This is a genomic window from Natronococcus jeotgali DSM 18795, assembly GCF_000337695.1.
Lineage (GTDB): Archaea > Halobacteriota > Halobacteria > Halobacteriales > Natrialbaceae > Natronococcus > Natronococcus jeotgali.
Window position 1 is genome coordinate 64,251 of sequence record NZ_AOIA01000092.1, and the last position, 23,151, is coordinate 87,401.

The following is a 23,151-nucleotide window of genomic DNA, read 5'->3' on the forward strand; positions in this document are numbered from 1 at the left end:
TCGTCGGTCCGTGCGATCCGTCGTCCGCCACAGTCTGTGCATCGATCGCCGGCGTAACGAACCATGTAGTACGAACGACAGTACCACCACATATGCTTTCCGTCGGATTCCCCCGCGCGACTCTTCGTCGGTGATCCGCGCCGAAACGGTTCTGCGGGTCGGCCCCCGAGAACGGCGACTGCTGGTGCGGAGACCAGTTCACGTCGGCTTTTCGGCGGGACGCTCGTCGTCGACCTCCCCGGTGGGATACCCCGCGGTCTCCTCGGCGTCCCCCCTCGCCGTCAGCTCCCGGAACTTCCGCGAGCGCCGCTCGAGGAACGCGACCGTGTCGCCGTCCGGCGTCAGTTCGCGCGATTCGATCAGGAACGTCGTGATCACGACGGTCTCGACCCAGGGTCTGAGCACGCCGAGGTAGACGGTCAGGCCGACCCCGGCGACGGCGACCCAGCCGAGGATCTCGAACGTCGGCGAGAGGCTCCCGAAGACGGCGGCCAGCGGCGTCAGCGCCAGCAACAGTCCGAACGCGACCGCGTACATCCCGAGAACGATCGCCAGCGTCGAGCCGAGGATCGACTTCCAGGTCTTCGCGTAGAGGACGACGCCGTCGCGGGCGGCCCGCCAGTTGTTCTCCTCCTCGGCGATGAAGACGTACGCGATGATCGCCTCGTCGATGTACGACGCCGCGAGCCCGATCGCCCTCCGGAGGACGGTGAGGACGTTCTCTAGCGTCGGGACGACGCTCACGAGGTTCGACGGCGAGACGGCCCGGTTGTTGAACTGCCGGATCGCCGCCTTCACCAGCTGATCGACGACGAACAGGGCGTTGGCCTCCGTGAAGTGCGATCGCACCTGTCCGGTACCGAACGAGAGCTGGTTTCGCGGCGTCTCGCCCGTGTCGACGATCCGTGCGATGACGGCGATGTGGCCCGCGGCGACCATGTAGAGGACGTATCGGCGGGCGAACCGCATCGCGGCCAGGAACAGCAGGGTCGCGACGAGCAACCCGATCCCGCCGATCGGTCCGGAGACGGTCCCCGCGTCGAGCAGCGTCAGCACCAGCCAGCCGACGATCCCGAAGTAGACGACCGTGACGAGGCCGAACAGGATCCCGACGGCCATCCGTAGCGCGACGAACGGAAGCGTCCTGAGGAAGACGGTCGTCGCCTTCAGGAAGTGCAGTGCCAACGCTACCCCCTCCGACGGTTCGGCGGTGACGACGAGGCCGCCCTCGCCGAGGTCGTCGTTCGGTTCCGCGCCGTCGGTGTATCTCGCGTTAGCATGCTATCTCCCAGGTTACCTCCCCGCCGTCGGGGTCGTGTGCCACGTCGTCGTTCATGTGATGTGAGGGCTCGAGGTGGAGGCTGCCCGACGTCCCGCGTCCCAGTTCGAACTCGACCTCGTCGACGGTCGTCCGGGCGGTGTAGGCCTCGATCTCGCCGATCGTTTCGTCCGCGCCGCCCTCCGGGAAACCGAGGTAACCCTCGACGACGTCGGACGCCGCCGGGTCGTCCCGCTCGACCCAGAACTCGAGCCCGTTGTCCACGTCGCGGTGGCGAATCATCTCGTTTTCCGGCGGAAAGGTGGTGCTCCCCTCACACGAAGCGTCGTCGTAGGTGTACGTCTCGCCGAGGAACGCGATTTCGGCGGTTCCGACGCTCTCCTCGCTCCCGCCGTCGGTGCTCGCGTCGCTCGATCTCCCCGTTTCGTCGTCGTCTGCCGACTCGTCGCTCGCCCCCTCGGCCCCGTCACCGTTGCCATCGGCATCGTCCTCGTCCCCGCTGAGGCAGCCGCTCACGACGGAACCGCTCGTGACGCCCAGTACTCGGAGAACCGTTCGTCGGTCGACGCTCCCTCCACCGCTCCGCCCTGCCGTCGTCATCGTCTCCGCGAGTGGGTTCGTCGTCATTCGTCTCTCAGCTCCCGCCACTCGCCGATTCGTACTCGAGCAGTTCCATCTCGAGCAGTTGCTCGCCGCTCTCGTCGTAGTATGCGACGAACGCCGGAAACGCCAGGTCGGGCGAGAGACAGCTCTCGTGGACGACCGCGCCGTCGACTTCGGTGACGGCCACGTAGCAGTCGGTTCCGACGTAGGAGTCGGTGTCCTCGACGGCGTACCGGAAGCTTCCCTCGTCGGTCGCGACCCGCCACTCGTAGCCGACGTAGACGCCCTCGTTGGCGGTGACGTACGGCGAGTGCAGCCCCGAGCCGATGAAGATCGCCGCCGGCGTCGCCAGCAGCTCCGAGAACACCTCGTCCTGGGTTCCGGTTACGGTTCGAGCGAACTCGTCCCCGCTCTCGAACGTCAGCCCCGTGTCGACGACGAGCCGATCCTCGCCCGCGTCCTCGACGGTCCAGCTGAAGGTTCCGGGTCCGTCCGCCTCGGTGTCGATGCGGTACTCGTAGCGCTCGCCGGGCTCGAACTCGTACAGCCGCCACTCCTCGTCGGTTTCGGGCGGCTCCTCGGGGGTCTCGACGTCGATCCCCGTTCGATCCCGGAGCTCGTCGCCCGCCCGGTCGCCGGCCTCGCCTCTCGCCCGGCTCGTGATGTCGTCGACGCTGAGACAGCCGCTCAGTGCCGTGAGCCCGGCGACCGCCACGAACGAACGCCGGCGTACTCCCATCAGACGTACCTCTCTGCGACCTCCCCGGCGACGGGGAGGGCGTATCGCTCGCCCGTGAACGCCTTGTACGTCAGCAGCGCCCAGAGGATGAACCCGAGCGGGGCGAGCACCAGGAACGTCAGCATCGAGATCGCCAGCGAGAGCATCCAGCCGACGAACGGCAGGAACTCGAGGACGAACCCCATCACGAACACGCCCATCGAGAGGGCGAAGAAGCCGCCGAAGACGACGATGCTCTGTGCGGCGTGGAACCGGACGAACTCGTTTCGGTCCTCGAGGAGGTAAAACAGCACCGCGATAAACGGTGCGAAGAGGTAGGCGAGCGCCCCTGCGACGTTCTCGCTGAGTCCGCCGACGACGTCCGCTTCGGCGGTCGAACCCTCCGCGTCCGGATCGGCGACCGCCGGATCCGGACTGGCAGACTCCCTCTCCCCCGGGATCGGGTCCGGGCCGCTGGTCGATAGCTGTTCGTCGATGTCGGTGTTGTCTGTTGCCATTGGTTTCTCCTCCGTATCGCCGTTCGGGGCCGTCCGCTCTCGAGGAGGGGACGTGCCGTCGAATCGAAGCGTGTCGGATCGCGTCCCCGGCAGCGGGGCCGCCGCGATCGAGTCTCCCACCCCCGTCGCGTTTCGCGGGTACCGACCCGCGTCCGCCGACAGATCTGCGGGGAAGACGTTCACGCTGTATTACAACAGTTGTCACCCGAACGGCAGAAGCGTTACCGCGACATATGTCGCGTCGACGGTCGGTCCCCGCGGGTCGGAGTCGGTGTCGACCTCCCGGGAACCGACACATGAAGGTACCGTCTTTTTATATGTGTGTCGAGCGTGACCGTCACGCCCACCAGCACTGCCCGCTCCCTCGAGGGGAGTCGGGTGTCGAAGCCGTCGATCGCGGACGTCGGCCTCAGTCGCCGTAGAACGCGGCGAACACCTTCTGCTGGGCCGCGCGCAGGTGTTGCAGGTACGTCGAGTGGGAGATACCCAGCACGTTCGCGATGTCGGTCGCGGACGAGCGACGCGGCTGCTCGAAGTAGCCGTGGCGGTAGGCCGCCTCGAGGGCGACCGCCTGTTTTTCGGTCAGCGCGCTCGTATCGACCGTCAGCGCCCCGTCGCGGTCCGCCCACTCGCGCTCGACGAGGGACAGCACCGACACGCGACCGTACCGGTCCTCGAGGCCCTCGACCAGCGCGTCGAGGTTCTCCCTCGAGGGGAGTTCGATCCGAAGCACCGCGCGGTCGGCGGTGACCTGCGTCGATCGAACGCGCGCGTTGAACGGAGCCAGGGTCGACTCCGGGGTCTCTCCGTCGACCGTCAGCTGAAACGAGTCGGCTTCGGCCCGCCGGACCGGGACGACCTCCCGGACGGCCGGGTGAGCCGCGGCGGCGTCGCGAAACTCCTCGGTGGAGCCGCCGCGGAGGGTGGCGTACTGGACGAGTTCGCCGTCGCCGTTCGAGTAGGTGCTGTGGACGACCAGTTCCGGCTCGGACGTCTCGACGGCGGCGACGACCTCGCTCAGGTAGTGCGAGCCGTCCCGGAGTTCGATTCGAGCCTCGACGCCGTGGTCCGCGGTGAGCGCCTTCCGGGCGTTCGTGTGGTGGATCGCGTAGCCCACGGTCGCCGCGAGGTCCCGGAGGAAGTCGCGCTCGGCGTCGTCGATCGAGTCGGGTTCGGTCCGGTAGGCCGCGAGGACGCCGTAGACGACGTCCTCGTAGCCGACCGGAAGCGCGATCGCGGCCCGGAATCCGCGCTCGAGCGCGAGGTTCCGCCAGTCCGTCGGAAACAGCGCCTCGAGGTCGGCGATCACCTGCGCCGTTCCGGTTCGGGTCGCCCAGACGCTGGGCTCGCACTCGTGTGCGGTCCGCTCGAGCGAGAGTTCGACCTCGTCGACGTACCGCCGGTCTCCGGCGACGGCCCGCGGCTGGAGCCTCCCGTCGACGGCCGCGCCGAACCAGACGAGGTCGTACCCCTGCTCGGCGAGTTCGGTGACGACGGCGTCCTCGAGTTCCTCCCGACTTCGCGACGCCACGAGCGCCCGCTGGAGGTGTCTGTTGAGGTTTCGCTCCCGGCGGTGGCGCACCTCCTTCAGTCGCTTCGCCGTGACGTCCCTGATCGAGAGCATCGTCGCCGGGACGCCGTCGTACACGAGTTCGCGCCCGGTGTACTCGCAGTGGGCGACCGTTCCGTCGCCGGTTAGCAGCCGAAAGCGGTGGACGCCGTCCGTGAGGATCANAGAGATGTGTATAAGAGACAGGCGAACCGGGTGTCGACGAGGTCGTCCACGCTCGAGTCGGTGAACTCGCCGAAGCGTTCGTTACAGAACAGGATCCGTCCCTCCCGAAGGATCACGATCGCGTCGCGGCTCTGCTCGATGACGGTCCGGTAGCGCCGTTCGCTGTCCTCGATCGCCCGCCGCAGCGCGCGGCGCTCGACGGCGTTTCGGATCTTGCCGGCCAGAACGGGCGTCTGGTCGATCGTGGGGTCCTTCGGAAGGTAGTCGGTCACGCCGGCGTCGATGGCCCGCGCCGCCACCGCCTCGGCGTCCTCGCCCGCCACGAGGACGATCGGGAGCTCCGGACGCTCGTCGCGGATCCGTTCTACCAGCTCGATCCCGTCCGTCTCCGGCAGCCGGTAGTCGACGACGAGACAGTCGATCGACGCCTCGTGAACGACGGCGAGGGCCTCGTTCGCGCCGAGTGCCGACTCGACGCGGAGATCCGGTTCGCGCCGCTCTAGCTCCTCGGCTACACCCGTCGCCCAGCCATCGTCGCCGTCGACGAGCAACACGTCGATCGCCTCGAGCGTCGCCGTCGCCCGTTCGCCGCCCGCCGCGCGTTCGGTCATCCGACCCCCCGCTTCGACCCCTCGCGGCACGGAACTCGGGCGAGCGCGGACGCCCCCGAAACGGCGGCTGACGCCGTCGCGAACCGGACCGAGCGGGAGCGTACAGCCCGTTGCCACGCCATACCCCGTTCTCGAGCGTCGGTGATATAACAGTACCGGTGACTTTCCCCTCGAGCGCTCTCACTCGCCGGTGGGAAACGCGATCGCCGCCCGGACCGTCCGCGGATCGACGCGGTAGATCGCGTGTATCGTCGCCCCGTCCCATTCGTTCTAGACTTTTACACTATCCCGATACTATTCTATTACTGCCACTTTCTGCGACCGGATACGGGGCTCGCCAACGGGACACGACGACCGCCGGTCGCGGGGACGTATTCTGTCCCGCTCGTTCTCCGATTCCGACGACGGTACCGAGGCCACTCGAGCACGATCCGTCCGTAGCGGGACTCAGTTCGGATCGTCCCGACCGTCGAGAGCCGATCCGGTTCGACAGAGAACAATACGAAACCGTACAATAACATATCGCTGATGTATTTCGCCAGTTTCGGCCCTCGAGTCCTCCCGGAACCGACGGCTGGAGGGACGGTGTATCGCTCCGTTCGGGAACCGAAGACGGTAGCAAAACCGTCGGTGTCAGTAGACGTCGAACACCGACGGGAGCACGTCGGGCATGACGTAGACGAACAGCAGCGCCCAGACCCCGACGACGAGGGCGTAGTAGAACAGGGGGATCAGGTTCAACCGCATCACCCGTCCCTCCTGACCGACGAGGCCGACGGTCGCCAGCGCCGCGACGATGTTGTGGATCGCGACGAGATTACCGATCGCGCCGCCGACGGCCTGCGTTCCGACGACGATCTGGCTGGGCAGGCCGAGCTCGTGTGCGGCCGTGAACTGGAAGCCGCCGAACGTGATGTTCGACACCGTGTTCGAGCCGACCATCGCGGCCGCGAGCGCGCCGATCAGCGCCGCCAGCGCCGGGTACAGCGGTCCCGTCACGTCCGCGGTCGCGATGGCGAGGATCTCGATCATGCTGCCCGCCTCGGGGGCGCCGGGCGCGCCGCCGGACTGGATCATCACTTGCACCATCGCGATCACGAAGACCAGCGCGATAAACGGCGAGACGAGTTTCTGTATCGCCTCGCTCCAGGCCGCCTTGACCTGCTGGCCGGACATTCCGAAGATGCCGATCGCGATGATCGCGCTGAGCAACAGCCAGAAGCCCGGGGCGTTCATCCACCCGATCGCCGCGGAGAGATCGTACCCGAACATCTCGGACCACTCGATCACCACGCCGATCGTGAACTCGCCGACGCCGGCGATAGCGAACTCGGTACCGAGGTCAGCGTCGTTTATCACCGCCGAGATCGGGTCGACGACGCGGGTGACGACCAGCAGGACGATGAGCACGATGTAGGGGGACCACGCCTTCAGCAGCGACATCTGCTCGCCGCCGTTCGGGACGGCCCCGTCCGCGCCGTCGTCGCCGGGTTCGATCGCGCCGACCCAGTGGTCGGCCCACTCCTCGCGTGGCGGGAAGTCCCACTCGTCGTCCGGAAGAAGGTAGCCCTGTCGGAGCACCGACACGGTGATCGCGCCGCCGACCATCGCGCCGATCAGCGCGGGAAACTCCGCGGTGAGAAACCACGCGGAGATCCAGTACGGGATCGCGAAGGCGATCCCCGCGAACAGACAGAGCGGCCAGACGCTGAGCGCCGGCTTGATCGTGCGCTCGTCCGACGGGCCGAAGAAGTAGACGACCATGGCGACGGCGAACAGCGGCATCACGAAGCCGGTCAGGGCGTGGTAGGTCGCGGCCCACGCGGCGACCTCGTAGGAGTACTGGACGACGCTCATCCCGCCCTCGTTGACGATCTGGTCCTCGTAGATCATCAGCGGCTCCTGGATCCCGACGATGATCGGCGTCCCGACCGCGCCGTAGGTGACGGCCATGACGTGACCGATCAGCGCCGCGATGACGGCCGCCAGCGCCGGGAATCCGAGCGCGAGCATCAGCGGCGCGACGACCGCCGCCGGCGTCCCGAACCCTGCGGCGCCCTCGATGAACGTCGCGAGGAAGAACGCGATTAGCACGATCTGTACCCGCCGATCGTCCGAGACGGCGGTAAAGCCCCGATTGATCCGGTCGAACGCCCCGGCCTGCATCAGCGTGTACAGTAACACCAGCGCGCCGAAGACGATCCACAGGATCTCGAGGGCGGTCATCACCCCGACAAACGACGATCCCACCAGGTAGTCCGGTGGGTTGTTCCACCACACGTAGCCGACGGCGAGCGCGGCGATCCACGCGATCGGCATCGCCCGCGTCGCCGGCCACAGAAATCCGATGAGCAACACCGCGACGACCGCGAGCGGTAGCGCCGCGACGGCGACGTCCATCACCATCCGTCCCGATCACCTCGACTGAATCGGTCTTCGATCGCCGTACGTCCGTTCCCCTGTTCCGATTCGCACCGTCTCGCACCGTCCTTTCTCATCATGAACGTCCCGTGATCACGTCTCTCATAAGGTATAATAAATGGTTCTATTTATAATCTGATGGATACCTGTTACCTAGAGAACATCTCGATCGATATGGCGCTCGCGTCCGGGAGGGAGGACCGTCTCCGATCTCGAACGGCTCCAAAAATATCAGATGTGTTACTCTATCGTGCGGGCAACAGTTCGTTCACCTTCTCGATCGGGTGCGGCGGCTTTTCGCCGGGGCCGTCGCGATCGCCGATCTGGCTCCGACAGGAGGCGCCGGGGGCGACCGGGTCGCCGTCGCTCTCGTCGATCTTCTCGAAGAGGCGTTCGCCGATCGACTTCGAGAGGTCGTAGTGTTCGGCCTCGTAACCGAAGGAGCCGGCCATGCCACAGCAGGTGCTGTCGAGCGGATCGACGGCGTACCCCGCACGTCTGAGCACGCCGACGGCGTGGTGGTCCTTTCCGGTCGCCTTCTGGTGGCAGTGACCGTGGTAGGCGAGCGTCTCGTCGGTCTCCTCGAGCGGAAGCTCCTCGACGAGACGGTACGTGTCCATGTACTCGGTGATGCCATACGAGTGGCCGGCGACCTTCTCGGCGGTCGCGGAGGGGGCCAGATCGAGGTACTCGTCCTGGAACATCACGGCGTCGGAGGGCTCGAGCGAGACGATCTCGTACCCCCGATCGACGTACTCGGCGAACTTCTCGATGTTCGCCACCGCGCGCTCCTCGGCGTCGTCGAGCATGCCGACCGAAAACGCCGCGCGACCGCTCGGCCCGACGTCGTCGGGGACGGTGACGTGGACGCCCGCCGACTCGAGGACGCGCACGGCGGCCTTGCCGGGTCGGGGGTAGCTGTAGTTCGTGTACGTATCGGGGAACAGCACGACCTTTCGGTCGGCCGCGTCGGGATCGACCCGCGGACCGCGCTTCGCGAACCAGTCCTGGAAGGACTCCTGCCGAAAGCTGGGGAGTTCCCGGTCGGCGGCGATGCCCGCGACCTTCTCCATCGCGAGCCGGCTGCCGGGGAGCTTCGGCCCGAGGTTCGAGACGGGCGCGAGCGCGCTCCCGATCTTCGAGAGGGTGTCGATGTTCCCGAACAGCCGCTCGCGCAGACCCGTCCCCTCCCGCTCGTGGTACTGGTGTTTCGTCTCGGCTTTGAGCTTCGCCAGGTCGACTCCGGTCGGACAGTCGCTCTTGCAGCCCTTACAGCCGACACAGAGATCCAGCACCTCCTCCTGAAAGCGCTCGGAGTACATCTCCTCCTCGGGGAGGTCGCCCGAGATCGCCGACCGGAGCATGTTCGCCCGACCGCGGGTGGTCGCGATCTCGTCTTTCATCCCCCGGTAGGTCGGACACATCACGTCGTCGGTCTGTCGGCAGGTGCCACAGCCGTTACACAGCTCCACGAGGTGGGAGAAGCCGCCCTCCTCGGAGAAGTCGAGTTTCGTCTGGGGCTCGATCGAGGCGTAGGCGTGTCCGTACCGGAGGTTCTCGCGCATGTCCGTCGGGTTCTCGTCGGTGTAGACGACCTTCCCCGGGTTCATCCGCCAGTCGGGGTCGAACGCCGACTTGATCTCCTTGAACGCCTCCCAGAGGTCCTCGCCGTACATCTTCGGGTTGAACGCGGTGCGGGCGAGTCCGTCGCCGTGCTCACCGGAGAACGACCCCTCGTGTTCGAGGACGAGATCGGTGACGGCGTCGGTGATCGACTGCATCGTCTGGATGCCGCCGTCGTCCTTCAAATTGAGGATCGGTCGGATGTGGAGGGTCCCGCTGCCCGCGTGAGCGAAGTAGGCGGCGGAGGTGTCGTGGTCCTCGAGGACGTCCATGAACTTCTCGACGTACTCGGCGAGTTCCTCGGGGGGGACCGTCGCGTCCTCGATGAAGGGGTACGGCTTCGGGTCGCCCTCGAGACCCATCAGCAACGGAATCGCGGCCTTCCGGAGCTTCCAGAGGTCGGCCTGGTCCGCCTCGCTGTAGGCCTCGAGGGCGTCGAAGGCGTCGCCGTTCTCGACGAAGTGCTCGTTGGTGCGGCCGACGGCCTCCTCGAAGTCGTCGTGGAGCTCCGAGTCGTACTCGAGCATCAGTGCCGCCTCGGTGTCGTCGGGGATCGGTTCCTCGTACTGCGCGAACTGCTCGGATTCCCGGGCGAGCCGGAACATCTCCTCGTCCATCAGCTCGACGGCGCTGGGATCGAACTCCAGCGCCTCGGGGACGGCCTCGAGGGCCTCGATGAGGTCGTCGAAGCAGTACAACACGAGCGCGGTCTCCTCGGGGAGGGTGACGAGGCTGATCTCGGCCTCGACGACCACGCCAAGCGTCGACTCGGCGCCGACGAACAGCTTCGAGAGGTTGACGACCTCCTCGCCGTCCTCGTTCTCGTAGACGACCTTGTTGAGGTTGTACCCGGAGACGTTGCGCTTGAGGTTCGGGTACTTCTCCTCGATTTCCTCTCGGTTCTCCTCGACGAGGCCGCGGACGGTCTCGTAGATCTCGGCCTCGCGGTCGTTCTTCGAGACGATCTCCTCCCATTCGGGGGAGTCGACGACGACCTCGCGGGTGTGGATCAGCGAGCCGTCCGCGAGGACGACGTCTAACTCCTCGGTGTAGGCGTCGGTGATCCCGTAGCGGACGGAGTGTGCGCCCGTCGAGTTGTTCCCGATTCCGCCCCCGATCGTCGCGCGGTTCGACGAGGCGGGATCGGGCGCGAACTTGAGCCCGTACTCCTCGGCGGCGTCGTCGAAGTGATCCTGGACGACGCCGGGCTGGACCCGCGCCCGCCGGCGATCGGGGTCGATCTCGAGGATATCGTCCATGTAGGTCGTCATATCGAGCACGACACAGCCCGGACCGACGGCCTGCCCGCCCAGCGACGAGCCGGCGCCGCGGGCCATAATCGGCACGTCGTGCTCGGCGGCGACGCGCACGGCGTTTTGCACGTCGTCGGCGTTGCGGGGGAGCACGACGCCGGCCGGTTTGGCCTTGTAGATACTGCCGTCGGTCGCGTACAGGACCTGCGCGTACTCGTCGAAGCGCACTTCCCCCGTTACGACCGACCGAAGATCCGCAGCGAGATCGACGTACTCCTCGACGTCGTCGTACTCGTGATCGAGTTCGTCACGAAACTCCTCGTAGTTAGCTAAGCCACCGTGTGGCTTTTCAACAGCCATCAGTCGACTCTGAGGGATCGATTATGATAAATCCTGTGCCTCCCGGACCCACACGTCTCCGAAAAGGACCGCTTTCGGCGCCGTTATTCGGCAGTTATTGCCAGCCCGCCCGAACGCGGCCGTCCGTTCTCCGCCGGGGTCAGTCCTCGACGACGAGGATCCGGAGGTCGTTGACGTTCGTCCCCGTCGGTCCGGTTCGAACGATCGTCTCGGCCGACTCCAGGATCGGCAGGGCGTCGTTGGTCGCGAGCGCGCGCCGTCCCTCCGTCCGCGATACGTCGGCCGCGGTCGCGATCGCGCCGGCGGCGTCGGTCGCGCCGTCGATCCCGTCGGTGTCGACGCTGGCTACCACGACCGCGTCGCTCTCGAGTTCGACGGCGCCGCTCAGGACGAACTCCTGGTTCGGGCCGCCGCTGCCGTGATCCCCGGCGAGGGTCACCGTCGTCTCCCCGCCCGACAGCACCGCCGCGGGCGGGGAGATCGGATCGCCCGTCTCGGCGCACTCCTCGGCGATCGCGGCGTGGGTGATCGCCGACTCGCTGGCCTCGCCCCGAACCCGCGAGGACAGCACGAGCGGCTCGTAGCCGCGGTCGGCTGCGACCTCACGGGCCGCCTCGAGGGCGGTCCGTCCGCTCCCGAGGACGTGCACGCGGACGGATTCCAGCAGGGGATCCCCGGGGGCGACCGTCTCGGGGTGCTCGCCGCGGTCGCCGGCCTCGAGGTACGCGGAGACGGTCTCGGGAACCGAGAGTTCGTAGCGCTCGAGGACCTCGAGCGCGTCCGCGTACGCGGTCGGATCGGGCGCGGTCGGCCCGCTCGCGATCACGTCGAGGCGGTCGCCGACGACGTCGCTGATCGCGAGCGTCGCGACCGTCGCCGGCGCCGCCCGCCGGGCGAGCTGGCCGCCCTTGATCGACGAGCAGTGCTTGCGGACGGCGTTGATCTCGTCGATCGACGCGCCACACTCGAGCAGCGACTCGGTGACCGACTGGAGGTCGGCGAGCGAGATCGACCCGGCCGGAGCCGGCAGGAGGGCGCTTCCGCCCCCGGTGATGCAGGCGACCACGAGGTCGTCCTCGCCCGCCCGGTCGGCGACCTCGAGGACTCGTCGGGCGCCCGCGACGCCGTCCTCGCTCGGGATGGGGTGGTCACCGAGGTGTTCCTCGACGACCGACGTCCCGGCGGGATCGTCAGTGACGACGACCCCGCCCGCGAGCGCGTCGCCGAGCGCGTCCTCGATCGCCCGCGCGAGGTGGCCCGCGGCGTTGCCGCCGCCGACAACGTAGACGTCCTCGTACCGATCCAGCTCGTACTCGGTGACGTCGCCCTCGGCGCCCGCGACGGCGAGGACACCTTCGCGCGTCGAGATCGACTCCGCGACGATCCGCTCGGGGTGGGCGGCCTCGATCCCGGCGACGATACACTCGAGCGCGACCGCATGTGCGTCCGTTCGCTCGAGCGCGTCGCGGTTCTCGATCGTAACCATACGGATCACTAGCGAAAGTCCCTTATGTAGGTTTTTGTGCCTGGTTGGCCCAGTCACGGATCAGACGTCGAGCCCGCCCGCGACGATCGACGCGTCCGCGGGATCGTCGACCGCCGTCCTCGCGCCGTCGTCGACGTACCGCGGACGGAGCGGTGAGGACGCCCTCGTCGCCGTCTCAGGCGACGCGGTTTTTCAGGTCCTCGCCCGACCGGTAGCGCTCGACGTTCTCCGCGACGAGCTCCGCGATGTCGAGGTGGTACCGGTTCGTCGCCGACCCCTTGTGGGGGAAGACGATCACGTCGTCGAAGCCCCACAGCGGCGACTCCTCGGGGAGCGGTTCGGTCTCGAAGACGTCGAGGCCGGCACCGGCGATCGCGTCGGCCTCGAGAGCTTCGACGAGCGCGTCCTCGTCGACGACGGGACCCCGAGCGACGTTGATCACGTAGGCGTCCTCGCGCATCGCTGCGAACTCCGCGTCGCTCAGCATGTCGTCGGTGGCCGGCGTGTGGGGCACGGTGAGGACGACGAACCTGGCGTCCTCGATCGCGTCGTGGAGCCGATCGGGTGAGAAGATCTCGGAGACGCCGGGTACCGGCTCGTCCGAACGGCGAACGCCGACGACCTCCATGCCGAGGGCGTCACACCGGGTCGCGGTCGCCTCGCCGATCGTGCCGAGCCCGACGACGCAGACGCGCTCGTTCTCGAGCGTGAACGGTCGTTCGTACGGCGGTTCCCACCACTCCCGTTCCTTCTGGTGGTCGCGGTAGCGGTGTCCAAGGCGGGCCAGCGAGAGCATGCAGTTGAGCGCGACCTCGCTGACCGTCGAGCCGTGGATCCCCGAACTGTTCGTGAGCGGAACCCCCTCTCGCTCGTAGGCGTCGGTATCGAACTCGTCGTAGCCGGCGCGGATGCAGTGGACCCAGCCCGCGTCCAGATACTCCGGTCGCGGGACGTAGGTCGCCACCGCGTCCGTCGAGTCGTACTCGCGGCCATCGCCGACGAGTTCGGCTGGAATCGGGAGGTCGTCGAACGCCTCGACGAACGCCGCCGGCGGGATCACGTTTTCGACCGACTCGTGGACGTACAGCTGCTCGAGCTCGTGGCGCTCGGTCATACGCTACTCCTCCCGTGGAGGGGAATTGAATGTTGCGTATTATTCAGAATCCGGAGAGAGTGAATACAGTCGACACGGGCCTCGGATCGCGGCGGTCGCGTCGCCACCACCGCAATCTTTTTTGAGACGCGTTGTGCGTATTGCGGTATGGAGTACCAGGAAGTGGAGTCGACGCGGGAGTTCCTCGCGCGACTCGAGACCGGACAGGACTGGCGCGACGAGATCGAGAGCCTCGCCCGGGAGGAGGAGGTCGAGGCGGGCTGGTTCAACGCGATGGGCGCGGTGCAGGACGCCGAGATCTGGTTCTACGACCAGGACGACCAGGAGTACCGGTCGATCACCTTCGAGGAACCGCTCGAGGTCGCCGCCTGCGTCGGGAACGTTGCGAAACTCGACGGCGACGTGTTCGCCCACACCCACGCCGTCCTCTCCAGGGAAGACGGCGAACCCCTCGCGGGCCACCTCGAGGGCGGGACCGTCTTCGCCGGCGAGGTCCACCTCCGGGCGTTCGAGGAGCCTCTCGTCCGGAACTTCGACGAGACGACGGGCCTGGACCTCTGGCTCAACGAATAGCGTCGAAAATCGATTATTTTCGCAATGATCGTGGCGGTGTCGAGGGGTCCGCTAGAGGCGACTCCGGAGATCCTCGACCACGTCCTCGGTTCCGCTCGAGCCGCCCAGGTCGGGCGTTCGCGGGGCGTCCGCGTCGGCGAGCTGGTCGGTGGCGGCGTTCCACAGCGCCTCGCCGGCGTCCTCCTCGCCGAGGTGATCGACCATCATCGCTCCGGACAACACCGTGGCGAGCGGGTTCGCGACCCCGTCGCCGACGATGTCGGGGGCGCTGCCGTGGACGGGTTCGAACATCGAGGGGGAGGTTCGGGTCGGATCGATGTTGGCCGACGGCGCCAGCCCCATACTCCCGGTGATGATCGCGCCGATGTCGGTCAGGATGTCGCCGAAGAGGTTCGAGGCGACGACGACGTCGAACTCCTCGGGACGGCGGATAAAGTCCATGCTCGCCGCGTCGACGAGCAGACGCTCGACGGTGACCTCGGGGTACTCCTCGCTGACCTCCTCGACGATCTGGTCCCAGAACACCATGCTGTGGGCCTGGGCGTTGGACTTCGTGATGCTCGTCAGGTGGCCCTCGCGCTCGGTCGCCGCGTCGAACGCGGCCCGAACGATGCGCTCGGTTCCGGTCCGGGTGAAGACCGCACTCTGAATCGCGACCTCGTGGTCGTGGCCGGGGTGTTCCTGGCCGCCCATGTCGGCGTACTCGCCCTCCGTGTTCTCCCGGTAGACGACGAAGTCGATGTCGCCGCCGTCGTACCCCTCGAGCGGGCTCTCGACGCCGTCGAGGAGGACGGCGGGTCGCTTACAGATCGACTGGTCGAACCCCTTGCGGATCGGAAGCAGGAGGTTGTTCAGCGTGACGTGGTCCGGGACGTCGGGGTGACCGACCGCCCCCAGCAGGATCGCGTCGTACCCCTCGAGTTCCTCGAGGCCGTCGTCGGGCATCATCGAACCGTGCTCGAGGTGGCGCTCGGTGCCCCAGTCGTACCGCGTGAAGGAGAGCTCGAACCCGTGTCGCTCCGCTACGTCTTCGAACACGGGTCGGGCCGCGTCGACGACCTCCGGACCGATACCGTCGCCCGGAATACTCGCTATCTCGTAGGCCATGGTGAGCCATACCGCTCGACCATCAAAAAGACTCGGAAAGGGTCAACGACCGCATTTCCCGTCAGCGTTCGCCACTGGCGGGTCTCGGCACCGATCGTCGTATCCATTGCATTTAATAGGGTGGTTATCCGGGAGAACGGTATGGAGCTCATCCATATCAACGTCAACGTCGCCGACGCCGACGAGACCATCGAGTTCTACGAACAGTTCGGCTTCGAGGAGAGCTGGGAGTTCGAGACGCCGGACGGCGAGACCCACAACCGGTACATCGCCGACGAGAACGGGATCGAACTGCAGCTGTCGGACACCGACGGCGAGGAGAGCTTCGAGGACGGAACGTCCTGGGACCACCTCGCGATCGGCGTCGACGACGTCGACGCGACCTTCGAGGAGATCGACCACTACGGCGTCGAGAAGGAACCGGGCGATCAGCCCGAAGCCGGCGCCCGGACGGCGTTCATCTACGACCCCGACGGCCGGAAGGTCGAACTCGTCGAGTCGCTGGACTGAGAGAATCGGAAGCCGTCGTTCGGTTTTCGGAACCCGAAACGGTAGTTCCCGTTTCCAGAACCCGGCGCTGCCGGTTTCGACTGTTCTCCATTTCAGAACTGGCGATAGTCGCGAAGCGGACCGAATGGAATTACGAAAATACAGATGTAAAAATATACCTTCGAATTCGGGGACAGCGTACGCGAGTACGGCGTATCGTTCCCTATTTCAGAACACCCGAACGGCGGTCGAGGGGCCGGTGATTCCGGTTCGAGAGGCGGGCTGCCGTCGCTCCGCAAACCCGACGTTCGTCGCCACCGACTTCCTCGCAACCTCGCGTTCGCCGCCCCGTTCGTCGATTTGCAGGAATAATCGTTTCCTATGTGAGAACGGTCGAACCCCGCTTCGTGTCCGTTCGGCTATCGCGCACACGAAACGTGCGGATCAGGGTGCCGTCACCTCGCGGTCGGTCGCCTGTCCCCGATTACGAGGGCGCCGATCGCAGAACGTTACCACATCATTTTAATATTAGAACGCAATAGATCCAGACGGACTCATGAGCACGCATACCGACCGTCTACACGAACGAGCGTTCGTACGGACGTTCTTTACTACCCCGACTGCTGTCGAAGGAGAGGACGACTCCGCCAAGATGCTGCAAAGCGCCGCCCAACTCAGCGGCATGGAGGCGCCGGACGTCTGGGTGCCGGACAACGAGGACGCGACGGCGCCCTCGATGCGCGACGAGGGCGTCGAGAACATGATCGACGTGATCTCGGAGAACGGGGCCGACTTCCCCGGCGAGATCCACCCCCGCGTCGTCTGGCACCGCGAGAGCCCCACCACCCGCTACCAGGGGTTCCAGCAGATCCTGAAGCTGGCTGACCCCGAGAACGGCGCCGTCGACCACCTCGACGGCTTCGTGATCCCCGAGGTCGGCGACATCGACGACTGGAAGAAGGCCGACGAGTTCCTCACGATCGTCGAAAACGAGCACGACCTCGAGGAGGGGAGTCTGGCCATGTCGGTCATCGTCGAGAGCGGCGAGGCCGAGCTGGCGCTGGGCGACCTCCGCGAGGAGATGGGCAAGCCCTCGAACAACCTCGAGCGCCTGTTCATGCTGGTCGACGGCGAGGTCGACTACACGAAGAGCATGCGCGCGATCACGCCCACCGGCGAGCTCCCGCCGTGGCCGGAGCTGCGACACAACACCTCCCGCGGCGCGAGCGCGGCCGGCCTGATCGCGGTCGACGGTCCCTACGACGACATCCGCGACGTCGAGGGCTACCACGAGCGCATGACCGACAACCAGGCGAAGGGGATGCTCGGCATCTGGTCGCTGACCCCCGGCCAGGTCGTCGAGGCCAACAAGTCGCCGCTCCCGCCGAAAAACGGCAGCTGGCAGCTCGAGGTCAACGACCGCACGATCGAGCTCGAGGAGGAGGACGGGCGTCACGTCTACGGCGGCGACGAGGTCGAGCTCGAGGAGACGGGCGACGACCAGTACACGCTCCGCGTCGGCGGCGACGAGCTCGAACTCGACGGCGAGGAACTCTCCCAGGAGCTGCTCGACATGACTTCCTACATCCCGAGCCTGGACGACATCGTCGACTCGATGGAGGAGTTCGAGGCGGCCAAGGAGGCCGGCAAGGGCGCCATCGCGATGGAACGGTCGGGGACGCTCGTCATCGACGGCGTCGAGGTCGAGGTCAGCAACGACCGCATGTGGGACGAGGCGACCTACCAGGCGGCTCAGACGCCGATCACGCTGTTCCAGGACGTCTACGAGAACCGTCCGGACCAACACGAGGACCTCGAGGAGCTGTACGGTGAGGACCTCGTCGAGCGCGCGATGGTCGTCGGCTGATCGTCCCCGCCGAATCGATTCTTTTGGTCGCTTGCTCGTGCGTAGTTCCGCCGCGATACTGATCGCCGTAACTCGGCCCCGGCCTCCCACCCGTCGGCTGGTTGGGCCGGGAACTCGGGACAGCGTTCCGTCCGAGTCGGCGTTCGCCGCCGAGGGAGTGCGTCGCTGATCTGACCGCTTCCCGCAAACCGCGCGCCCGCGGAGGACGATTAGGTCGGTGCTCGGATCGTCGCCTCGAGCCGAGTCGAACGCTCGGTGCGCTCTCCGGCTTTCCGACGGCGGCGCGATCCGACGCCGATCGCGTCCGTTTCCGGGCCGCGCTGCCGCGGATGTCCCGCTCCGATCGACGGTCCGGACCGCCGATCGGGTCTTCCTTCCGTCGCCTGGGAACACGACGTTCGGGTGTGGGCTCGAGGACGGTGCGCGGTCGCTCGGTTCGGAACTCGTCGACGGGTAACCGTTCTCCATCACAGAATTCCTGTTACGATGCGGGCCTCTCGAGCGGCCGAGGTCCGAACTTCCGCTAGCTCGACTGTACAGCCCGAAACCCCCGCTTTCGTTACGCGTGCCGATCTCGGAGATCGGCCAAACGCTGCAAATTACGCTCGAGAGTACCCGAACCGCGGCGAAACGGCGTTCTCTATGAGAGACCAACCTTTATTGGGCTCCGATAACACCCTCCGCGTATGGAAAACAGAGCCAAACACCCGGTCCGCACGACCGAGAAGTCGCTGACGCTGATCGAGGAACTGAACCGGCGCGGGGGCGCGCGGATCACGACGCTGGCCGACGAGCTGAGCATGGGTAAGAGCGCGATCCACAACCATCTCAGCACGCTCGAGGAGCAGGGGTTCGTCGTCAAGAACGGGAACACCTACGAGCTGAGCCTGCGCTTTCTCGATATCGGCGGCCAGCTCCGCAGCGAGATGGACGTCTACAGGGTCGCCGAGCCGCAGGTCGAGGCCCTGGCCGAGGAGTCCGGCGAGCTGGTTCACTTCGTCGTCGAGGAGAACGGGGAGGGCGTCTACCTCTGTCGGTCGAAAGGCGAACGAGCCGTCGACCTCGACACCTACGTCGGCTGTCGTCACCCCATGCACAGCTCGGCGTTCGGCAAGGCGATCCTCTCGCACCTGCCCGCCGAGCGCGTCGACGAGATCGTCGACCGCCACGGGTTACCCGCGGTGACGCCGAAGACGATCACGTCGCGCGCGGAGCTCGAGGAGGAACTCGAGCGCACCCGCGAGCGCGGGTTCGCCGTCGACGACGAGGAACGCCTCGAGGGACTGCGCTGTATCGCCGCGCCGATCCGGTTCGAGTCCGAGGTCATCGGCGCGATCAGCATCTCGGCGCCGACGGCTCGCATCGACGACGACTGGGAGGAAAACGCGTTCGTCGAGCAGCTCCGTCGCACCGCAAACGTCATCGAGCTGAACAAGTACAAGGTGTAGTCGCCTACGCGAGCGACGCCTCGAGTTTCGCGATCGGGTGCGGCGGCTTCCCGTCGTACTCGTCGCCGATCTGCGTTCTGCAGGACGCCCCCGTCGCGACGACGCCGTCGCCGTCGCTGTCGTCGATCTGACCGAACAGCTGCGAGCCGATCGCCCGGCTCATCGAGTAGTGTTCGGCCTCGTAGCCGAACGAGCCGGCCATCCCGCAACAGCTGCTGTCGAGCGGATCGACGGCGTACCCCGCCCGCCGGAGGACGCCCACGGCGTGGTGGTCCTTCTTCGTCGCCTTCTGGTGGCAGTGGCCGTGGTAGGTCAGGCGTTCGTCGACGGGCCCGAACTCGAGGCGGTCGTCGAGGCGGTGGACGTCGAGGTACTCGCAGACGCCGTAGGCGCTTTCGGCGACGTCGCTTACGTCGTGGCCGGTGACCAGATCCGGGTAGTCGGACTGGAGCATGACCGCGTCGCTCGGCTCGCAGACGACGACGTCCCACCCGTTCCGAACGTTCGGGATCAGGGCGTTGACGTTCTGCTCGGCCCGTTCGCGGGCCGTCTCGAGAAACCCTTTCGAGTAGGCCGGACGGCCGCTGCTGGTGGTGCCCGAGGGGAGGTCGACGAAGACGCCCGCGGCCTCGAGGAGCCGAACCGCGGCCTTGCCGATCTCTGGATCGTTGTACTCCGTGGTGACGTCCGGGAACAACAGGACCTTGTGGTCGGCCGTCTCCGGATCCACCGGCGACTCCCGGCTCTCGAACCAGTCGGTGAACGTCTCCCGGTGGAACGTCGGCAGGGATCGCTCCCGGGCGATCCCGACGGTTTTCTCCATCACCGTCCGGGCGCCCGGCAGCTTCGTCATGTAGTTCGACAGCGGCGCGGTGGCGCTGCCGAGCTTCGAGAGGGTGCCGATGTTGGCGAACATGCGTTCCCGCAGCGAGGCGCCGTTACGCTGGTGGTACTCGTGTTCGACCTCGACTTTGAGCTTGGCCATGTCGACCTCGCTCGGACAGTCCTTCGCACAGCCCTTGCAGCCGACACAGAGGTCCATCACCTCGGTGACGAATTCGTCGGAGAAGGCCTCGTCGGGCTCGAGCTCGCCGGTCATCGCCTGGCGGAGCATGTTCGCCCGGCCGCGGGTGCTCGTGATCTCCTCGTCGGCAGCCCGATAGGTCGGACACATCACGCCGCCGGTCCCCTCCTGGCTGGTCCGACAGCCGCCGCAGCCGTGACAGAGTTCGACCATCCCCTGGAACCCCTTCTCGTTCTCCCAGTCGAGCACGGGATCGAAACCGGCGTCGAACCGGTCGTCGGAGTCGAACCGGAGGTTCTCGGTCATGTCGTGGTCGCCACAGACCGAGCCGGGATTGAGCAGCCAGTCGGGATCGAAGGCGGTCTTCAGCTCGCGAAACACGTTCCAAACGTGATCGCCGTACAGCTTGCGGTTCCACTGGGTCCGGGCGCGACCGTCGCCGTGTTCTCCCGAGACGCTGCCGCCGTACTTCACCGCGAGGTCGGTCGCGTCGTCGGCGATCGCTTCCATCGTCTCGATCCCCGCCGCGGTTTTCGTGTTGATCAGCGGGCGGATGTGGATACAGCCCGGGCCGGCATGGGCGTAGAAGCTACCGAACGTATCGTGGTCTTCCATGACCGCCTGGAAGTCCGCGATGTACTCCGTGAGGTTTTCCGGCGGGACGGCGATGTCCTCGATGAAGGCGATGTGTTTTTCGTTGCCGGTTCTGGAGAGCAGGATCGGCGTCGAGGCCTTTCGCATCTTCCACAGCCGGGACTGTTGGCTCTCGTCGTACGCCGTCAGCGCGTCGAAGGCGACGTCGCCCTCGCGGTCGTCGATCAAGTCCGCGACCAGCTCGCGGCTCCGCTCGTCGTCGTCGGCGTAGAACTCGACCAGCAGGAACGAGGCCGTTTCGTCGGGGAGGATGTCGACGACGTCGGTGAACTCCTCGGTGTTTCGGGCCAGATCGAGCAGGACGTCATCCATCACCTCGACCGCCGCCGGATCGTGCTCGAGGATCGCGCCGACGTCGTCCATCGCGTCGAGCAGACTTCGGTAACAGAGCACCGCGACCGACGTCGTGTTCGGAATCGTCTCGAGGGAGACCGCCGCTTCCGTGACGATCCCCAGCGTCCCCTCGCTGCCGACCAGCAACTTCGCGAGGTTGACCGTCCCCGTCTCGGCTTCCTCGACCAGCACGTCGAGGTTGTACCCCGAGACGTTTCGCTTCAGCGTCGGGTAGGCGCCCTCGACCGCGTCGCTCTCCTCGTCGACGATTCTGACGACCTCCGCGTAGATCCGCTCGAGGAGCTCCCCGTTGGGGTCGCCCCGATCGCGCAGTTCCCCGAGGTCGATCTCGCCGAACCGCTCGACGGAGCCGTCGGCGAGCACGACCTCCACCTCCTCGACGTAGGCGTCGGTCTTGCCGTACTTCAGGGAGTGTGCGCCCGTCGTGTTGTTCCCGATCGCACCGCCGAGGGCGCTGCGGTCGGCGGTCGACGGATCGGGCGCGAACTTGAGTCCGTGGGGTTCGAGGGTCCTGTTGAGTTCGCCGATCGTGATCCCCGCCTGGGCCCGGGCTCGCCGGGCGTCGGGATCGATGTCCGTCACCGCGTTCATATAGCGGGTGAAATCGAGGACGACGGCCTCGTTGACCGTCTGGCCGGCGAGGCTCGTTCCGCCGCCGCGGGGTAACACCGGGATCTCGCGGTCGGCGCAGTAACTCATCACCGCCGCGACGTCGGCGGTGTCGGTCGGATAGACGACGCCGATCGGTAGCATCTCGTAGGCGCTGGCGTCGGTCGCGTACAGCTCGCGGGTGTACTCGTCGAAGCGGACGTCGCCGTCGACCCGTCGCTCGAGGTCGTCGACGAGATCCGGGCGTTCCGTCGCGTCGTTTCGGTAGTCGTACTTCGCGCGTCGATCCGTCGCCGGATCTCCGTCGGTCGGTCTGTCGTGTGTAGCCATTATACTCGGTGTCCGTTCTGGATCGGTCCAGTCGCAAGCGAAACGCTTCCGATCAGGAGGCGTTCGGGGCCGTTCGTTCGCCTCCGTCGGTAGCTGTCGGTCGGTGGGAGGCGGTTGCGGTCGGGGAGGACCGCCGGTTCGCCCACCGACGACGGGTGCGGCGTCGGGCGGTCGCCGGCTCTTTGCTAATCGCTTGCATATCTTGTGCGTGATACTGTTAACCGAGCGGCCCCACATAACTGTTGTGCCCTCCGCCGCCGTTGGCCCGGTGGCGACTCTCAGTCAACGTAGCCGCCGTTCGTCCGGTAGACGACGACGAGATACGCTGCAACGAACAGGAATACCGTCGCGTAAAGCAGCGATCGGGCGTAGAGGCCGTAGACGAACGCCACCGCGTTGAGCAAGATCCCGCCCAGTACGAGTCCTCGTTGCAGCCGTGGCATGGATCGGGATACGGTAATCCATCCCTTAAGCGCGGTGATCGAACTCGGTCTCGAGCTGTCGTTCGAACGGTACCCCTCTCACTCGTCCGGGACGTTCTCGACCGCGTCGTCGGTCGTCTCGAGCTGGTGAACCGGGTACCGGCCGTCCTGCGGCCAGCCGAGGGCGACGAGCTTGCACGGCTCCTCGAAGGGGTTGTAGAGCACGTGCGCGCCCACTTCTCCCTCGTCGAACGCGATGAGGTCGTCCGCCTCGAGTGTCACGGTTTCGTCGACCGTTCTCGCGCGGCAGGAGCCCGAAACGACGTAGAACAGCTCCTTCTGGTTCTCGTGGTAGTGAAAGTGGTTCTGCGAGAGGCGCTCGCCCGACTCGAGAACGGCCACGTTGACGTTGAACGCGTCGATACCGAGCGCCGGCGAGGCCTCCCAGCGGTTTCCGGGCTTGTCGGGATTCGTCTCGAGTTCCTCGAGTGTGACGTGTTGCCAGCCGTCTTCCATAGGCGAAGGGTTGTACGTCGGGACTTAGCCGTTTCGG

At 66.5% G+C, this 23,151-nt stretch carries 18 protein-coding genes; 4 read left to right on the forward strand and 14 right to left on the reverse strand.

What is annotated here, in order from left to right; translation table 11 throughout:
• Window positions 1–198 precede the first annotated feature (198 nt).
• The 10 genes from C492_RS09900 to ddh form a co-directional block, all read right to left on the reverse strand.
• Window positions 199–1,185, reverse strand: coding sequence for a hypothetical protein (locus tag C492_RS09900; RefSeq protein ID WP_008423001.1), 987 nt, complete (start codon window positions 1,183–1,185; stop codon window positions 199–201).
• A gap of 88 nt (window positions 1,186–1,273) precedes the next feature.
• On the reverse strand, window positions 1,274–1,906 hold the full coding sequence (locus C492_RS09905) for a hypothetical protein (protein ID WP_008423002.1): 633 nt from the start codon (window positions 1,904–1,906) through the stop codon (window positions 1,274–1,276).
• A 7-nt stretch (window positions 1,907–1,913) separates the two neighbouring features.
• Window positions 1,914–2,621: a hypothetical protein gene (locus C492_RS09910; RefSeq protein WP_049892950.1), complete on the reverse strand. Its 708-nt coding sequence runs from the start codon at window positions 2,619–2,621 to the stop codon at window positions 1,914–1,916.
• The gene (locus tag C492_RS09915) at window positions 2,621–3,118 is read right to left on the reverse strand and encodes a DUF4870 domain-containing protein (protein WP_049892958.1); all 498 of its coding nucleotides are present in this window, start codon (window positions 3,116–3,118) and stop codon (window positions 2,621–2,623) included. The genes C492_RS09910 and C492_RS09915 overlap by 1 nt, the downstream gene beginning before the upstream one ends.
• A gap of 409 nt (window positions 3,119–3,527) precedes the next feature.
• Window positions 3,528–4,766, reverse strand: coding sequence for a bacterio-opsin activator domain-containing protein (locus C492_RS25285; protein WP_008423005.1), 1,239 nt, complete (start codon window positions 4,764–4,766; stop codon window positions 3,528–3,530).
• A gap of 83 nt (window positions 4,767–4,849) precedes the next feature.
• Window positions 4,850–5,464: a response regulator gene (locus C492_RS25290; RefSeq protein ID WP_008423006.1), complete on the reverse strand. Its 615-nt coding sequence runs from the start codon at window positions 5,462–5,464 to the stop codon at window positions 4,850–4,852.
• Window positions 5,465–6,097: 633 nt separating this feature from the next.
• A complete protein-coding gene (locus tag C492_RS09925; RefSeq protein ID WP_008423007.1) occupies window positions 6,098–7,864 on the reverse strand; it encodes an L-lactate permease in 1,767 nt (588 codons plus the stop codon).
• Between the two features lie 266 nt (window positions 7,865–8,130).
• Entirely contained in the window at window positions 8,131–11,121 is a 2,991-nt protein-coding gene (locus C492_RS09930) for an FAD-binding and (Fe-S)-binding domain-containing protein (protein ID WP_008423008.1), read from the reverse strand.
• Between the two features lie 139 nt (window positions 11,122–11,260).
• Complete coding sequence (locus C492_RS09935) at window positions 11,261–12,607, reverse strand: glycerate kinase type-2 family protein (RefSeq protein ID WP_008423010.1); 1,347 nt, start codon at window positions 12,605–12,607, stop codon at window positions 11,261–11,263.
• A gap of 175 nt (window positions 12,608–12,782) precedes the next feature.
• Window positions 12,783–13,721 carry a D-2-hydroxyacid dehydrogenase gene (ddh, locus tag C492_RS09940; protein ID WP_008423011.1) on the reverse strand — a complete coding sequence of 313 codons (939 nt, stop codon included), beginning with the start codon at window positions 13,719–13,721 and terminating at the stop codon, window positions 12,783–12,785.
• A gap of 147 nt (window positions 13,722–13,868) precedes the next feature.
• Here ddh and C492_RS09945 point away from each other — a divergent pair, with 147 nt between their 5' ends.
• The gene (locus C492_RS09945) at window positions 13,869–14,294 is read left to right on the forward strand and encodes a PPC domain-containing DNA-binding protein (protein ID WP_008423013.1); all 426 of its coding nucleotides are present in this window, start codon (window positions 13,869–13,871) and stop codon (window positions 14,292–14,294) included.
• 51 nt (window positions 14,295–14,345) lie between these two features.
• On the opposite strand, the gene C492_RS09950 is transcribed toward C492_RS09945, so the two are convergent.
• Entirely contained in the window at window positions 14,346–15,401 is a 1,056-nt protein-coding gene (locus tag C492_RS09950; RefSeq protein WP_008423015.1) for a tartrate dehydrogenase, read from the reverse strand.
• A gap of 141 nt (window positions 15,402–15,542) precedes the next feature.
• Between C492_RS09950 and C492_RS09955 the strand changes: the two genes are divergently transcribed.
• The 3 genes from C492_RS09955 (at window position 15,543) to C492_RS09970 (ending at window position 19,205) form a co-directional block, all read left to right on the forward strand.
• Entirely contained in the window at window positions 15,543–15,911 is a 369-nt protein-coding gene (locus C492_RS09955; RefSeq protein ID WP_008423016.1) for a VOC family protein, read from the forward strand.
• A 535-nt stretch (window positions 15,912–16,446) separates the two neighbouring features.
• On the forward strand, window positions 16,447–17,757 hold the full coding sequence (gene aceB, locus C492_RS09960; RefSeq protein WP_049892952.1) for a malate synthase AceB: 1,311 nt from the start codon (window positions 16,447–16,449) through the stop codon (window positions 17,755–17,757).
• Window positions 17,758–18,443: 686 nt separating this feature from the next.
• On the forward strand, window positions 18,444–19,205 hold the full coding sequence (locus tag C492_RS09970; protein WP_008423019.1) for an IclR family transcriptional regulator: 762 nt from the start codon (window positions 18,444–18,446) through the stop codon (window positions 19,203–19,205).
• Between the two features lie 4 nt (window positions 19,206–19,209).
• Here C492_RS09970 and C492_RS09975 read toward each other — a convergent pair whose 3' ends face one another.
• From C492_RS09975 to C492_RS09980, 3 genes are all read right to left on the reverse strand, one after another.
• Complete coding sequence (locus C492_RS09975) at window positions 19,210–22,176, reverse strand: FAD-binding and (Fe-S)-binding domain-containing protein (protein WP_008423020.1); 2,967 nt, start codon at window positions 22,174–22,176, stop codon at window positions 19,210–19,212.
• 278 nt (window positions 22,177–22,454) lie between these two features.
• Entirely contained in the window at window positions 22,455–22,619 is a 165-nt protein-coding gene (locus tag C492_RS24575) for a hypothetical protein (RefSeq protein WP_169333448.1), read from the reverse strand.
• A gap of 78 nt (window positions 22,620–22,697) precedes the next feature.
• A complete protein-coding gene (locus C492_RS09980; RefSeq protein ID WP_008423021.1) occupies window positions 22,698–23,114 on the reverse strand; it encodes a cupin domain-containing protein in 417 nt (138 codons plus the stop codon).
• Between the last annotated feature and the right edge of the window lie 37 nt (window positions 23,115–23,151).